The organism is Rhizobium sp. S152, from assembly GCF_030380735.1.
Lineage (GTDB): Bacteria > Pseudomonadota > Alphaproteobacteria > Rhizobiales > Rhizobiaceae > Rhizobium.
The window spans coordinates 73,794-88,585 of the sequence record NZ_JAUDRZ010000030.1; the positions used below are offsets into that span (position 1 = coordinate 73,794).

At 60.1% G+C, this 14,792-nt stretch carries 15 protein-coding genes and 1 tRNA gene; 13 read left to right on the forward strand and 3 right to left on the reverse strand.

Features of this window, described 5'->3' with window-relative positions:
- Positions 1-83 precede the first annotated feature (83 nt).
- The 3 genes from QTL95_RS24955 (at position 84) to QTL95_RS24965 (ending at position 3,272) form a co-directional block, all read left to right on the forward strand.
- Entirely contained in the window at positions 84-1,307 is a 1,224-nt protein-coding gene (locus tag QTL95_RS24955; protein ID WP_289722598.1) for an NAD(P)/FAD-dependent oxidoreductase, read from the forward strand.
- A gap of 75 nt (positions 1,308-1,382) precedes the next feature.
- Positions 1,383-1,472, forward strand: a tRNA-Ser gene (locus tag QTL95_RS24960).
- 711 nt (positions 1,473-2,183) lie between these two features.
- Positions 2,184-3,272, forward strand: coding sequence for a porin (locus tag QTL95_RS24965; protein WP_289722599.1), 1,089 nt, complete (start codon positions 2,184-2,186; stop codon positions 3,270-3,272).
- Positions 3,273-3,375: 103 nt separating this feature from the next.
- Here QTL95_RS24965 and QTL95_RS24970 read toward each other — a convergent pair whose 3' ends face one another.
- Both QTL95_RS24970 and QTL95_RS24975 read right to left on the reverse strand, forming a co-directional pair.
- Entirely contained in the window at positions 3,376-4,269 is an 894-nt protein-coding gene (locus QTL95_RS24970) for an alpha/beta fold hydrolase (RefSeq protein ID WP_289722600.1), read from the reverse strand.
- A gap of 60 nt (positions 4,270-4,329) precedes the next feature.
- On the reverse strand, positions 4,330-6,405 hold the full coding sequence (locus QTL95_RS24975; RefSeq protein WP_289722601.1) for a lytic transglycosylase domain-containing protein: 2,076 nt from the start codon (positions 6,403-6,405) through the stop codon (positions 4,330-4,332).
- A 218-nt stretch (positions 6,406-6,623) separates the two neighbouring features.
- Between QTL95_RS24975 and dapA the strand changes: the two genes are divergently transcribed.
- Both dapA and smpB read left to right on the forward strand, forming a co-directional pair.
- A complete protein-coding gene (gene dapA, locus QTL95_RS24980; protein ID WP_289722602.1) occupies positions 6,624-7,508 on the forward strand; it encodes a 4-hydroxy-tetrahydrodipicolinate synthase in 885 nt (294 codons plus the stop codon).
- Between the two features lie 98 nt (positions 7,509-7,606).
- Complete coding sequence (smpB, locus tag QTL95_RS24985; protein ID WP_037180353.1) at positions 7,607-8,086, forward strand: SsrA-binding protein SmpB; 480 nt, start codon at positions 7,607-7,609, stop codon at positions 8,084-8,086.
- 35 nt (positions 8,087-8,121) lie between these two features.
- On the opposite strand, the gene QTL95_RS24990 is transcribed toward smpB, so the two are convergent.
- Positions 8,122-8,703 carry a LabA-like NYN domain-containing protein gene (locus tag QTL95_RS24990; protein ID WP_289722603.1) on the reverse strand — a complete coding sequence of 194 codons (582 nt, stop codon included), beginning with the start codon at positions 8,701-8,703 and terminating at the stop codon, positions 8,122-8,124.
- 58 nt (positions 8,704-8,761) lie between these two features.
- On the opposite strand from QTL95_RS24990, the gene QTL95_RS24995 reads away from it, so the two are divergent.
- From QTL95_RS24995 to rnc, 8 genes are all read left to right on the forward strand, one after another.
- Entirely contained in the window at positions 8,762-8,947 is a 186-nt protein-coding gene (locus tag QTL95_RS24995) for a hypothetical protein (RefSeq protein ID WP_289722604.1), read from the forward strand.
- A 48-nt stretch (positions 8,948-8,995) separates the two neighbouring features.
- A complete protein-coding gene (rpoZ, locus tag QTL95_RS25000; RefSeq protein WP_289722605.1) occupies positions 8,996-9,400 on the forward strand; it encodes a DNA-directed RNA polymerase subunit omega in 405 nt (134 codons plus the stop codon).
- A 100-nt stretch (positions 9,401-9,500) separates the two neighbouring features.
- Positions 9,501-11,750: a RelA/SpoT family protein gene (locus QTL95_RS25005; protein ID WP_289722606.1), complete on the forward strand. Its 2,250-nt coding sequence runs from the start codon at positions 9,501-9,503 to the stop codon at positions 11,748-11,750.
- Positions 11,751-11,936: 186 nt separating this feature from the next.
- Positions 11,937-12,086, forward strand: a complete 150-nt coding sequence (locus tag QTL95_RS25010; protein WP_081931627.1) for a DUF3563 family protein — start codon at positions 11,937-11,939, stop codon at positions 12,084-12,086.
- Positions 12,087-12,226: 140 nt separating this feature from the next.
- On the forward strand, positions 12,227-12,811 hold the full coding sequence (locus QTL95_RS25015) for a DUF2062 domain-containing protein (protein ID WP_289722607.1): 585 nt from the start codon (positions 12,227-12,229) through the stop codon (positions 12,809-12,811).
- Positions 12,808-13,212 (forward strand): holo-ACP synthase, encoded by a 405-nt coding sequence (gene acpS / locus QTL95_RS25020; RefSeq protein WP_289722608.1) that lies wholly within the window; start codon positions 12,808-12,810, stop codon positions 13,210-13,212. Before QTL95_RS25015 ends, acpS begins: the two co-directional genes overlap by 4 nt.
- A gap of 115 nt (positions 13,213-13,327) precedes the next feature.
- Positions 13,328-14,071, forward strand: a complete 744-nt coding sequence (gene lepB / locus QTL95_RS25025; RefSeq protein WP_289722609.1) for a signal peptidase I — start codon at positions 13,328-13,330, stop codon at positions 14,069-14,071.
- Positions 14,068-14,787: a ribonuclease III gene (gene rnc / locus QTL95_RS25030; protein ID WP_289722610.1), complete on the forward strand. Its 720-nt coding sequence runs from the start codon at positions 14,068-14,070 to the stop codon at positions 14,785-14,787. Before lepB ends, rnc begins: the two co-directional genes overlap by 4 nt.
- The last annotated feature ends 5 nt before the right edge of the window (positions 14,788-14,792 follow it).

Below are 14,792 nucleotides of genomic sequence, written 5' to 3' on the forward strand. Positions count from 1 at the left end.
GCCGATTCTCTTCCGGTTGACGGGGCAAGGGGCAGGGGGTAGGCCTTTGCCGGAACGCGCAATTATCGGGTGGGAGTAGCATCGTGACGGACAGATTGGTGATCATCGGCGCGGGACAGGCAGGCTTTGCATTGGCGGCCAAGCTCCGGGCGCTCAAGGATACGCGCCCGATCACCATCATTGGCGCCGAAAACGCCTTGCCCTACCAGCGCCCGCCGCTCACCAAGAAATACCTGCTGGGCGAGATGGCCTTCGATCGCCTGATGTTCCGCCCCGAGCAGTGGTACGCGGACAACGATGTGGACATTCGCCTTTCCACCTGGGCCGAGCAGATCAAGCGCGAGAGCAGGCAGGTGATCCTTCAGGATGGTTCGGTTCTCGAATACGGCACGCTCGCGTTGACGACCGGCTCCACGCCGCGCGCCTTGCCGGCGGCGATCGGCGGCGATCTCGAGGGCGTCTATGTGGCGCGCGACAAGCGTGACGCGGATCTGCTTGCGGACGAGATGCGCCCGGGCCGTCGTGTCCTTATCATCGGCGGCGGCTACATCGGCCTGGAAGCCGCGGCCGTTGCGCGCCATCGCGGCCTCGAAGTGACCGTGATCGAGATGGCCGACCGAATTCTGCAGCGCGTCGCCGCCAAAGAAACTGCCGACATCATGCGCGTCATCCACGAATCGCACGATGTCGTCATTCGCGAAAAAACCGGCCTGAAGCGCCTCGTCGGCAAGGATGGCCGCGTTTCGGCGGCCGCGCTCTCCGATGGCTCGACCATCGGGATCGATTTCGCCATCGTCGGCATCGGCGTGGTGCCGAACGACCAGTTGGCCAAGGAAGCGGGCCTCGAGGTCGCCAACGGTATTGTCGTCGACGAATTCGCCCGTTCGTCCGATCCCTCCATTTATGCCGCCGGCGATTGCGCCGTGCAACCCTGGGAAGGCGGCCAGATCCGTCTCGAATCGGTCCAGAACGCCGTCGATCAGGCCGAAGCCATCGCCGCGATCATCGCCGGCGGCACATCTCCCTATGAGCCGAAACCGTGGTTCTGGTCCGATCAGTATGATGTGAAGCTGCAGATCGCCGGCTTCAATCTCGGCTACGACGAGACGCTTCTGCGGCCCGGCTCCCGTGAAGGCGCGCACTCGGTCTGGTACTTCCGCAAGGGCGTTTTCATCGCCGTCGACGCCATCAATGACGCCAAGGCTTACGTCGCCGGCAAGAAGATGCTGGAAATGGGCATCAACCCCGACAAGTCGATCCTTGCCGACGGATCGGCGGATCTGAAGCAATTGCTGGCCCAGAGCTGAGCCGGCTTTTCTTGGCGGACAAAGCGGAAAAACCGCTTGCGTCCCCCAGCGAATGACTCTATCAGGCTCTCGACCGGAGAGGTGGCCGAGTGGTCGAAGGCGCTCCCCTGCTAAGGGAGTATACCCGGAAGGGTATCGTGGGTTCGAATCCCATCTTCTCCGCCATTTTCCCGAAATTCCTGCAGTACGTTCCGGTTTCGCCCGGACCAATCCGGTTCGCTGTGGCGATTGCCGATCTCGGGAAACCTGACGCACCCTTATCCTGCCAGACGCCGCGCTTGCTCGCTGTCATCAATCGCACGGGATAGGATTTTCTCTATATATAAGGTGCGCGGTCCGGCATCGCCACGCTCGGGGATTCTCTCCGCTAAGCTCTCTCTCCGATTTCGGGCGGCGAGCCCCTGGAAATCTCATCGCCAGAATCACCGACAGAATCATCGGCAGGTCATCAACCTGATTCTTCCTTGGTCGCCGTGCTTCGCCTGGGGCGGTCGTGCGCGACACCGGCACGTGTCCAGCTGGAAAAGCGCCGAATCCGGCGTAAAACGGGTGCCAATGTGGCACATGCGCTTATAGTGCTTGCGCGGTCGCCTCTCCGAAAGGTCCGTAAATTCAGGGGTTTCTTAAGAAAGTATAAAGAAATCGGCAGGCCGCTCGCCGCATTTGTGGCCTTTCAGCAACAGGGCATGGGGAAGGCTGTCGCAAATCCATCAAACAGGTCAGTTGGTGATTGCGTGACGGGCCGCGTCTTGTATTTTCAACCTCGGAAGCAAGGGCGGTTGATCGTCCGACTTCTTCAAACACGGGGATGGGGCAGGGAACGCTGCCTAACGGCGAAAAACCCAGACCCGATCGAAACTTGAATTGGAGGTCAATATGAACATCAAGAGCCTTCTTCTCGGCTCCGCTGCTGCTCTCGCAGTAGTTTCCGGTGCTCAGGCTGCTGACGCTATCGTTGCTGCCGAGCCGGAACCGGTCGAATACGTTCGCGTTTGCGACGCATACGGCACTGGCTACTTCTACATCCCGGGCACGGAAACCTGCCTGAAGATCGAAGGTTACGTTCGTTTCCAGGTTGACGCTGCTCCGGATGCTTCCGGCTCGTCTGACTGGAACGCATTCACCCGCGGTCAGGTTCAGTTCACGGCTAAGAGCGACACCGAGTACGGCCCGCTCACCGGCGTGATCGTTCTGCAGGCGAACGCAAACAACGCCTCCGAACAGGGCACGATCCTTGACTCGGCTTACATCGACATCGCCGGCTTCCGCGCTGGTCTGTTCTACAGCTGGTGGGACGACGGCCTCTCTGGCGAAACCGACTCGCTCGCTTCTGGCGCAACGCTGCATAACTCCATTCGTTACCAGTATGAGTCTGGCGACTTCTACGCCGGTATCTCGGTTGACGAACTGGAAGACTCCATCCACGGCACGATCTTGAACGATCCGGACGGCATTCCCGCTTCCGGCGACGAGTTCACCACGGGTCTCGGCGAAAGCCGGAACAACGTTGGTATCGCTGCTGGCATCGGCGGCAAGGTCGGCGCGTTCAGCTACCAGGTCATCGGCGGCTACGACACCGACACCGAAGAAGGCGCTATCCGCGCTATGGGCACTGTTGCAATCGGCCCGGGCACCCTCGGCCTCGCAGCAGCTTGGGCTTCTGGCCCGAACGCCTACTACGAAGAGTCCGAGTGGACGATCGCTGCTGAATACGCTGTCCAGGCAACTGACAAGCTGAAGATCACTCCGGCTGTTCAGTACTTCGACAACGTTCGCAACGGTGGCTATGTTGGTACTGTTACCGACACGACCGACTTCAGCAGCGACGACGCTTGGAAGGTTGGTCTGACGGTTGACTACCAGATCGTAGAAAACTTCTACGCCAAGGCAACTGTTGACTACACCGACGTTGACGGTGGCGATGACGTGACCAAGGGCTTCTTCCGCCTGCAGCGCGCATTCTAATCTGATCTGACTTAGGTCAATCAGGAAAGCCCGGCTCTCGAGCCGGGCTTTTTGTTGTCTGGAGATGAATGATCGCGCGGCTCGGCCAGGGCACACGGCCAAACTAGATCGTCGCGATGAACGCTCTGATCGCGCCGAGAATGGGCTCCAGATGCAGCAGCGGTGCGTGTCCCTGGCCGCCGGCCACGATTTGGGACAATCCCGGATGCTCGGTTTCCATCCTTCGGATGGTCGTTTCGGAGATGAGATCGGAATTCTCGCCCTTCACGAGCATGAGCGGAATTTCGGCCAGTCTGGCATATTGCGGCCAGAGGTCGGGCAGCGGCCGTGCGAAGTCGATGTTCCGCAGTTGCGCCGCGATCGCAGGATCGAAGTCGGGAAGAAGCATGCCGTCCACATCGCGGAAGATCGCCTCGGCCATCTCGCGCCAATCATCGTCTGACAAAGCTGGAAATTCCGAGAGATGGCGCATCTTCAGCGCAATCACCGCCTCGCGCCAGTTCGCCGGCGCCTCGGCGGTGTTCAAATAATCCCTTATTCGCATAAGCCCCTTGGGTTCCAGCTCCGGTCCTATGTCGTTGAGGATGGCCGCAACAAGGAACTCGGGCGCCCGTTCGGCCAGAAGATGCACAATGAGCCCGCCGCGCGAGGTCCCGATGAAGATCGCTCTGTCGATCCCGAGATGTCGGCACGCTGCAACGACATCACCAGCCTCGACGGCGAGGTTGTAGTTCTGAGATTCTCTGTCCCAATCCGACAGCCCGCGGCCGCGATAGTCGATGCTCACGACCCGATGCGGCGTAACGGTTTGCCGTGAAAGCGCTATTGCAAGCGGATGAAAGTCGCGGCAGTTTCTGGTCAACCCCGGCAGGCAGACGATCGCCGGCCTTCCAGCGGTAGCGGTCGGCTCCGGATCATAGTCGCGCGCATGAAGCGTCAGCCCGTCGTCCGAGGCATAATGGACATCGCGAAAAACTGGCTTCTCCGGTGCGGTCACGGTGCTTTCCTGATCGACATCGGTAGAGAGTAGCTTCTCATGCCGCCGTGGCAACCGGGATCAGGAAGCCGAGCGGCCGCCGATCAGGTCGCGTTCGATATCGGTCGGCTGTCCGAGCCGCGCCTTGTAGACCTCGTAGTTCTCCATCACGCGCTGCACATAGTTGCGCGTCTCGGGGAAGGGAATGCGTTCGATCCAATCGACGATCGCGTCGGCCGATTGTCCGCGCGGGTCGCCATAGCGGCCGATCCATTCCGGAACGCGCTTCGGCCCGGCATTGTAGGCGATGAAGGTCATGATGTAGGAGCCGCCGAACGCGTCGATCTGCTCGCCGAGATAATGCGCGCCGAGGGTTGCGTTATAGCCGGCATCTGCCGTCAGCTTGTCGGCGGAATAGGCGATGTTATGTCGCTTGGCGACAGCCTTGGCAGTGCCCGGGAGGATCTGCAGCAGGCCACGCGCATCCGCGACCGAGATCGCGGTCGGGTTGAATGCGCTCTCCTGCCGCGCGATGGCATAGGCCAGAGCCTTGCCGGAACCGGAAATATTGGCGCTGGTCGGTATCACGCCGAGCGGGAAGGCCAGCGCCGCGACATCGATACCGCGCGAATAAGCGATCTTGCCGACCTGCAGAGAGAGATGGTGGTTGCCGGATCGTTCCGCCTGGGCGCTGAGGATCGCGAGTTCCCCCGGGCTCTGCATCTGGTCGGCGAGCGAGAGATAGAGGCTGTTGGCTCGCCAACCATGGCCGGCCGATTCCAGCCGGGCGATTGCCTGCACAGCCTCGCGCGCCTGATAGCGCTCGCGATCGGCATAAGCCGGCGATGGATAGCTGACATTGAGCGTCTTGCGCCCAAGCTTTTCGCCGGCAAGCTGGCCGTAGAAGGTCGTCGGATAGCCCGCCGCCTTCGCATAGAACTCGCTCGCCTTGCCCGGTCCGCCGGCCTCGGCCGCGCGACCGATCCAGTACCACGCACGCGAAACGGAGATCGGCCCGTTCGAGACGTCGAGGATCTTGCGGAAATGCGCTTCCGCGGTCTTCGGATCCTGCAATCCGCGCAACGCGTACCAGCCGGCATGGAATTCCGCTTCGACGATATCGGTCGGCGAGCTCGCGGCGTGGTTGGCAACGATCCGATAAGCCGCCTTGAATTGCCCCTGGTCGACAAGCCCGCGGCTGATGATCCGCTGCTCGTTCCACCACTCTCCTGAGTTCACCAGTTCGTCGCGGTCGCGCGGCATCCTCTGCAGCAGCGCGCCGGCCTCAGCGTATTTGTCCTGCTTGCGCAGATATTCGATGCGGGCAAAAAGGTAGCCGGGATCGCTGCCCCATTTGCCGTCGACGGCTGCCAGCAGCTGCCCGGCGTTGGACGCCTTGGTCGCAACGGCGTTCCAGGCATTGTAGAGCGATTGCGCCTGTCCCATGTCGCCGAAACGCTTGGCCTGCGCCGTGCGGTTCCGGTACATCAGATATTCCATCCGCGCCTTGTGGTCGCTTACCGCGAGCAAGCCGGCGAACTCGGCGAGTATCTTGTCCTCCGTGGCCTTGTCCAGCACCTCGCCGCGCCAGACCTTCCGAATGTATTTCGCTGCCTGCGCCTGCTTGCCTGTGGCCACCAGCGCGCGCGACAGAATCATGGCTCCGTTCGTCGTTTCAGGAGCCGTATCGCCGAACGCTGCAAGCACGGATGCCGGAGCCGGGTTTTCATCATAGAGCGCCCGCTCTGAATAGCTGCGCAGCCTGGCAAGCCCCGGCCAGCCCTGCAATTCCTGGGCGGCGGTCGCGATCTCGGCCGATGGCACGCCCTTCTGTCCGGAAGAGGCGATGGCCCAGGTAAGAATGTGGCGATCGAGCGTGCCCGCGCGCATGCTGTCTCGCACCGAGATCGCGCGCATCGGATCCCTGGCGGACAGCGCATCGAGCCCGGCCTTGAGGTCGGAATTCACAGGCGCGATGGCCTGGCTGCGCGGAATGGCGCCTGTCATCATCGATTCGGGAACGGAGGTCTGCGGCACGAAGCCGAGCGGCTTCACATCGGGTGTCGGAACGCCTGATGCCGGCAGCGGCGACGCGATGCTGCCCCACGCGACGACCGTCAGGCCGAGGGCGGACAGGGTCAAAGCTGCTCTCTTCATCAGGGACTCTCGCACTGGAAATAAACGCCCCTCAATCTGGCGATATCCACCTTAACGAAACCTTACCATATCAGGTAAACTTCGTTCACATTTGCTATCGGATTTTGCCCTAAACCGATCTCTGCGCGCTTGTCGCGGCGTTTTCGCCGCTCTATGGTGCGCAACTCATATTCAAGGAATGCGGCCGAAGCATGGATTGCGGTCGTAAGGAGTTCTGCATGTTTCAGGGGTCGATTCCCGCTCTCGTCACTCCCTTCACCGATGCTGGACAGGTCGACGAAGCCTCGTTTGCCGCTCACGTCGATTGGCAGATCAAGGAGGGCAGCAACGGTCTCGTGCCTGTTGGCACCACCGGTGAATCGCCTACGCTGTCGCATGCCGAGCACAAGCGGGTCGTCGAACTCTGTATCGAGGCCGCGGCGGGCAGGGTGCCCGTCATGGCGGGCGCCGGCTCCAACAATACGCGCGAGGCGATCGAACTGGCGCAGCATGCCGAAAAGGCCGGCGCCAATGCCGTTCTCGTCGTCACGCCTTATTATAACAAGCCGACCCAGAAGGGCCTGATCGCGCATTTCTCGGCCATCGCCGAAGCCGTCAGGCTGCCCATCTACATCTACAACATCCCGGGCCGATCGGTGATCGACATGACGCCGGAGACGATGGGTGCGCTTGCCAAGGCGCATTCCAACATCGTCGGCGTCAAGGATGCCACCGGCAAGATCGAGCGCGTATCCGAACAGCGTATCACCTGCGGAGGCGACTTCATCCAGCTGTCGGGCGAAGATGGGACGGCCCTGGGTTTCAACGCTCACGGCGGCGTCGGCTGCATTTCTGTGACCGCAAACGTGGCGCCGCGCCTCTGTGCCGAGTTCCAGGCAGCCACGCTGTCAGGCGATTTCGCCAAGGCGCTCAAGTATCAGGATCGCCTCATGCCGCTTCACAAGGCGATCTTCATGGAGCCAGGTCTTTGCGGCGCCAAGTACGGCCTTTCGAAGCTCGGCCGGATGAGCCGCAATGTCCGCTCGCCGCTGGTCTCGACCCTTGAGCCGGGCACCGAGGCTGCGATCGACGCCGCCATGCGTCACGCCGGTCTCCTCAACTGAGCCTGGCAGGCCAGTCTTCACAACAAACTGGCACTCCCTTACATAAGGGGTGAAAATGAGGGCGCGGCAGTCGCGCCCCTTATCGAATGGAATTTGTCATGGCCCCCAAAGGCAGCCAGCGCATCGTCAAGAAGATCGTCGCCGAAAACCGCAAGGCGCGCTACAATTACGAGATCATCGACACCTACGAGGCCGGGCTCGTGCTCATGGGCACGGAGGTCAAGTCGTTGCGCGAAGGCAAGGCCAATATCGCCGAATCCTACGCCTCGGACGAGGGCGGCGAGATCTGGCTGATCAATTCCTATCTGCCGGAATATCTGCAGGCGAACCGCTTCAACCACGAGCCGCGTCGCCGCCGCAAGCTGCTCCTGTCCGGCCGCGAGATCAACCGCCTGCGTGCCGGCATCAACCGCGAAGGCATGACGCTTATCCCGTTGAAGATCTACTTCAACGAGCGCGGCCGCGCGAAGATGGAACTGGCGCTCGCCAAGGGCAAGAAGCTGCACGACAAGCGCGAATCCGAGAAGGAGCGCGATTGGAATCGCCAGAAAAGCCGTCTCCTCAAGGATAACGGCTGATCTCTTTCAATGCATCGTAGGAATGCTGAAGGCCCTCAGGCCTCCTGATCGCTCGGCGCCGAGGCTTCGACCGGGCGCTGAGGGCGTTCTGACGGATCGCGGCCGATCTCGCTTTTCAGCGAAAGCAAATCGATGAAGTGATCGGCCTGGCGGCGCAGGTCGTCGGCGATCATCGGCGGCTGGGTTGCCATTGTCGATATGATCGACACCTTCCGGCCCCTGCGCTGTAGCGCTTCGACCAGTGTCGTGAAATCGCCGTCGCCGGAGAAGATCACAAGGTGATCGACCGTTTCCGACTGTTCCATGGCGTCGATCGCGAGCTCGATATCCATGTTGCCCTTGATCTTCCGCCGCCCCATGGAATCGGTGAATTCCTTGGCGGGCTTGGTCACGACCTTATACCCGTTATAGTCGAGCCAGTCGATCAGCGGGCGAATGGACGAATATTCCTGATCCTCGATCAGCGCCGTGTAATAGTAGGCCCGCAGCAGATAACCGCGTTTCTGGAATGCCTTCAACAGCTTTCGATAGTCGATGTCGAAGCCCAAGCTCTTCGATGCGGCGTAGAGATTGGCGCCATCGATAAAAAGAGCAATTTTTTCGCGCGGGTCGAACATTCAATACCAATCCAATTTGACAAGCTGAGGGGAGCTTCAACAATGTGCCACGAAAACAATGGTTTATGTCGAATTGCAGAACGATTCTAACTTTACCAACTATTCATATAAGTTTGATTTAGGGCAGGATTTGGGATATTCCAAGCAACTTTTGGTGGAATTCCATTATTCTCATTTAAATTTTCCGCTGGCGTTGGTCGGGCATATGGCGCTAAACGAAAAACTTGAATTTGCCCGCTTTTAATTGTATCGGGCGTGTTAATCCCGAGATTCCGATCGTAAAGGACAGGCAATGGCCCGTGTCACCGTTGAAGACTGCATTGATAAAGTCGAGAACCGTTTCGAACTGGTTCTGCTCGCCAGCCACCGCGCACGGCTGATTTCCCAGGGCGCATCCATCACCATTGATCGCGACAACGACAAGAACCCGGTTGTGGCTCTTCGCGAGATCGCTGACGAGATGCTCTCCCCTGATGATCTCAAGGAAGATCTGATCCATTCGCTGCAGAAGCACGTCGAAGTCGACGAGCCCGAGCCCGATCCGGCAAGCCTCACGGCTGCAGCCGGCGCCTCGGCTGCCGATGGCGAAGAGCAGGACGATCTGCCGGAAACGGTCACCTTCGATCAGATGTCGGAAGAAGAGCTTCTTGCCGGTATCGAAGGCCTCGTGCCGCCGGAAAAGAGCGACGATTACTAATCGTCAATCTTGCGCCATTATTGCTTAGGCATATTATCGACTATCCTGTGCGCCAATCTGTGATTGGCGCGCTTTTCTTTTGTAATGGAGTGGCTTCGGGATGATGCGGCAGTACGAGCTCGTGGAGCGGGTTCAAAAATACAAGCCCGACGCCAACGAAGCTCTGCTGAACAAAGCCTATGTCTACGCCATGCAGAAGCACGGCCAGCAGAAGCGCGCCAGCGGCGATCCCTATATCTCCCATCCGCTCGAAGTCGCCGCCATCCTGACGGATATGCATCTCGATGAATCGACGATCGCCGTCGCGCTGCTTCACGATACCATCGAAGACACGACCGCCACCCGCGCCGAGATCGATGAACTCTTCGGTGAAGATATCGGCCGCCTCGTCGAGGGGCTGACGAAGATCAAGAAGCTCGATCTCGTCACCAAGAAGGCCAAGCAGGCCGAAAACCTGCGCAAGTTGCTGCTCGCCATCTCCGACGACGTCCGCGTCCTGCTCGTCAAGCTCGCCGATCGCCTGCACAACATGCGCACGCTCGATCACATGTCGCCGGAGAAGCGCGCCCGCATCTCCGAGGAGACGATGGATATCTATGCGCCGCTTGCCGGGCGCATGGGTATGCAGGACATGCGCGAGGAGTTGGAGGACCTTTCCTTCCGCCATATCAATCCCGAGGCCTACGAAACCGTCACCAAGCGTCTTGAGGAACTCTCGAAGCGCAACGAGGGGCTGGTCAAGAAGATCGAGACCGAACTCGGCGATCTCCTGGTTGCAAACGGCCTGACCGGCGTATCGGTCAAGGGTCGGCAGAAAAAGCCCTATTCGGTCTTCCGCAAGATGCAGTCGAAGTCGCTATCCTTCGAGCAACTGTCCGATGTCTACGGCTTCCGTATCCTCGTTGAGGACGTTCCGGCCTGCTACCGCGCGCTTGGTATCGTTCACATGCGCTGGCGTGTCGTGCCCGGCCGCTTTAAGGACTATATCTCGACGCCCAAGCAGAACGATTACCGCTCGCTGCACACGACCATCGTCGGTCCGTCCAGCCAGCGTATCGAGCTTCAGATCCGCACCAAGCGCATGCACGAGATCGCCGAGTTCGGTATCGCGGCCCATACGCTCTACAAGGACGGTGCGTCCAACTCCGACAACGACATTCTGTCGCGCGAATCCAATGCCTATTCCTGGCTGCGGCACACCATCGAGGCGCTCGCCGAAGGCGACAGCCCGGAGGAGTTTCTGGAGCACACGAAGCTCGAGCTTTTCCAGGATCAGGTGTTTTGCTTCACGCCGAAGGGCAAGCTGATCGCTCTGCCGCGCGGCGCGACGCCGATCGATTTTGCCTATGCCGTCCACACCAACATCGGCGACACCACGGTTGGATCCAAGATCAACGGCCGCATCATGCCGCTCGTCACGCGCCTTGCGAATGGCGACGAAGTCGAGATCATCCGTTCCGGCGTGCAGGTGCCGCCGGCTGCCTGGGAAGAGATCGTGGTGACCGGCAAGGCGCGCGCCGCCATCCGCCGCGCCACCCGCATGGCCATCCGCAAGCAATATGCCGGCCTCGGCCACCGCATTCTCGAGCGCACCTTCGAGCGCGCCGGCAAGATTTTCTCGCGCGAATCCATGAAGCCGGCGTTGCATCGCCTGGGTCAGAAGGATGTAGAGGATGCGATCGCCTCCGTCGGTCGTGGCGAGATGTCGTCGCTCGACGTGCTACGCGCTGTCTATCCCGATCACCAGGAAGAGCGCGTCACCGCCAAGCCCAGCGGCGACGACGGCTGGTTCAACGTCCGCAGTGCATCCGGCATGATTTTCAAGATCCCCGGCAAGAGCAAATCGGGCGGGGAGGGAGCCCCGGTCGGGTTCGAATCCGGCGCGGGCGTGGATACGGTCCCGATCCGCGGTATTTCCTCCAACGTCGATGTGCAGTTCTCCCCGACGGGCGCGGTCCCCGGCGATCGCATCGTCGGCATCATGAACGCCACCGAGAAGGGCGATGGCATCACCATCTATCCCATCCAGTCGCCGGCGCTGCAACGCTTCGATGATCAGCCCGATCGCTGGATCGATGTCCGTTGGGATCTGGACGAAGCCAACAAGTCCCGCTTTATGGCTCGCGTCATGGTCAATGCGCTGAACGAACCGGGCACGCTTGCCAAGCTCGCACAGACGGTGGCGGGCGTGGATGTGAACATCCGCGTCTTCAATACGGTCAGGGTCGCGACCGATTTTACCGAGATGACCCTGGATGTTGAAGTATGGGATCTGCGCCAGCTCAATCAGCTCCTGTCTCAATTGGCAGATCTCGAATGCGTGGCGACGGTGCGCCGCCTGTATGAGTAAAGCCGTATCGCGTCAGCCAAACAGGTTGATTGCATAATTTGTGATCGTTTTATGATCGCATTTGGCCAGATCAAAGGCTAGGTATGCATTTGGCGCATGCCTGCGCTCGTATTACAGCGTTGGTAATCGGGACGTCCGGCAACTATCTTCAGCTCATCGAAATGAACTGAAGAAAAGGCAACGACAATGTTTACACCGATCAAAAAGTTCGCCCGCGCCCTGCGTGCTCCGACTGCTGAAGAACGCGAAACCGCATACCTGAACGGCTCGTTCGACCGCATCGATCTGGAATACCGTCAGCGTCAGGTTGACCGTGGTCTGTTCCGCACCCGCTAATATCGGGTTTCTGCGTGAGGGATGTAAGGGGCGCATAGCATGTCGCGCCCCTGTGAAGTGATCAGTCGGTCTTGATCAAAAGGTGACTGAGACATTCGGCGCTCTTGTCATGTCGGTGCTGTCTGCACTACATACGCGCCATGTTATTTCGACGCCGAAAAGCTGCCGGTTTCCGTGAAAAGCTGCGTGAGTTGCTTTGGCCTCGCAAAGGCTTTCTGCGTCCGCCCCGTTATCTGATGATGCGCATCTTGCGGCTGACCGCGTCTCCCTATGCCGTCGCCATCGGCGTGGCGCTCGGGGTTTTTGTCTCCTGGACGCCGTTCATAGGTGTCCACTTCGTCATGGCTTTTGCCCTGACCTATCTGTTCTCCGGCAATATGGTTGCCGCCGCGCTTGGCTGCGCCGCTTTCGGTAACCCGCTGACCTATCCCTTCATCTGGGGCACAACCTGGGAGGTTGGGCATCTGCTGCTCAATCGCGGGGATGAGATGCACGGCCAGTCGATCGATCTTGCCGCGCTGTTTCACGAGCTTCACCTCAGTGAACTTTGGCGACCGGTTCTTGAGCCGATGCTTGTCGGCTCCATCCCGCCGGCGATGGTCACGTCGGTCATCGTGTATTTCGCTGTATATTATGCCGTCCGCGGCTTCCAGTTGCGCCGCCGCGAGCGGTTGATGGAGCGTGCGCGGCTGCGTTTGGCAATGCCTGTTCAGGAGACGGTATGATCATCGGGATTGGCAGCGACCTCATCGACATCAGGCGCGTCGAAAAATCGCTGGAGAGGTTCGGCGAGCGCTTCACCAATAGATGCTTTACCGAGATCGAGCAGGCGAAGTCCGACCGCCGCGCCAACCGCGCTGCGTCCTACGCCAAGCGCTTTGCCGCCAAGGAGGCCTGCTCCAAGGCGCTCGGCACCGGCATCGCGCAGGGGGTTTTCTGGAAGGACATGGGCGTCGTCAACCTGCCCAGCGGCAAGCCCACCATGAAACTGACGAACGGTGCTGCCGATATATTGAAGGCGATGCTGCCGGCCGGCCATAAGGCTGCCATTCATTTGACGATAACCGATGACTATCCCCTGGCTCAGGCTTTCGTGATCATCGAAGCTCTCCCGGAAAACAGCTGAAATCGTGACCTTTCGTGCTTTTAATGTTGGCGGCATTGCCGCAAACCACCGAAGCCGCTAGAGAGAAACAAACAGGATTTGCGCCCTTGCCGGCGCGTTGAAGGAACAAGACTGCGTGTCCGAAAAAGTTGAAGCGAAGCCGAACGCCCTTTGGGAAAACATCAAGGTCATCGTCCAGGCGCTGCTCCTGGCGATGGTCATCCGCACGGTGCTGTTCCAGCCCTTCACCATTCCTTCGGGATCGATGATGCCGACGCTGCTGGTCGGCGATTACATCTTCGTCAACAAATTCGCCTACGGCTATTCCAAATACTCGCTGCCACTGTCGCCGAACCTCTTCAGCGGTCGCATTTTCGCCAGCGAGCCGAAGCGCGGCGATGTCGTCGTTTTCCGCTTCCCGCCGAACCCCGACGTCGACTACATCAAGCGTCTCGTCGGCCTTCCGGGCGATCATATCCAGGTCACCGACGGTGTTCTCTACGTGAACGGCAAGCCGGTTCCGAAGGTAGCGGACGGCACATTCAATTCCGACTACGCGCAGGATCCAGGGCAGGACGTGCCGGTCTTCCGCGAGACCATGGATAACGGTGTCACCTACGACACGCTCGATCAGTCGCCCGTTTCCCGCGGCGACAACACCCGCGAGTTCATCGTGCCGGAAGGCCACTACTTCATGATGGGCGACAACCGCGACAACTCACTCGACAGCCGCTTCGACGTCGGCTTCGTCCCAGCCGAGAACCTCGTTGGTCGCGCCAGCGTCATCTTCTTCTCGCTCGGCAACGACACCTCGTTCCGTGAGATCTGGAAGTGGCCGGCCAACATGCGCTGGGATCGACTGTTCAAGGTCGTTGAATGAGCAAGGCTCAGTCGCTTTCGGCAGCGGACCGCGCAAGGCTTGAAGCCCTTATCGGTCACGAATTCGCCGAGAAGGAGCGCTTGGACCGTGCACTGACCCACGCCAGCGCCCGCACGCAAAAAGGCGGCAACTACGAGCGCCTGGAATTCCTCGGCGACAGGGTCCTCGGACTCTGTGTTGCCGAGTTGCTTTTCCGGACCTTCGGTGCTGCCGCGGAAGGCGAGCTTTCCGTTCGCCTGAACCAACTGGTCAGCGCCGATACGTGCGCCGAGGTTGCCGACGAGCTTGGCCTGCATCTCTACATCCGCACCGGCGCCGACGTGAAGAAGCTTACCGGCAAGCGCATGATGAACGTCCGCGCTGATGTTGTCGAAAGCCTCATCGCCGCCATCTATCTGGACGGTGGCCTCGAAGTCGCCCGCCTTTTCATCCTGAAGTTCTGGGAAAAGCGTGCAATACGTGCCGATGGCGCAAGACGGGATGCCAAGACCGAGCTGCAGGAGTGGTCGCACGCGAAATTCGGCGTCACTCCCGTCTACCGGGTTGATGAACGCACCGGACCGGATCATGATCCGCGCTTCAAGGTGACCGTGGAAGTCCCCGGCGTGCAGCCGGAAACCGGAGTGGATCGCTCCAAGAGGGCCGCCGAGCAGGTGGCCGCAACCAGGATGCTTGAGCGCGAAGGCATTTGGCAGAAATCGTCTGCCGGAAATTGACGGGA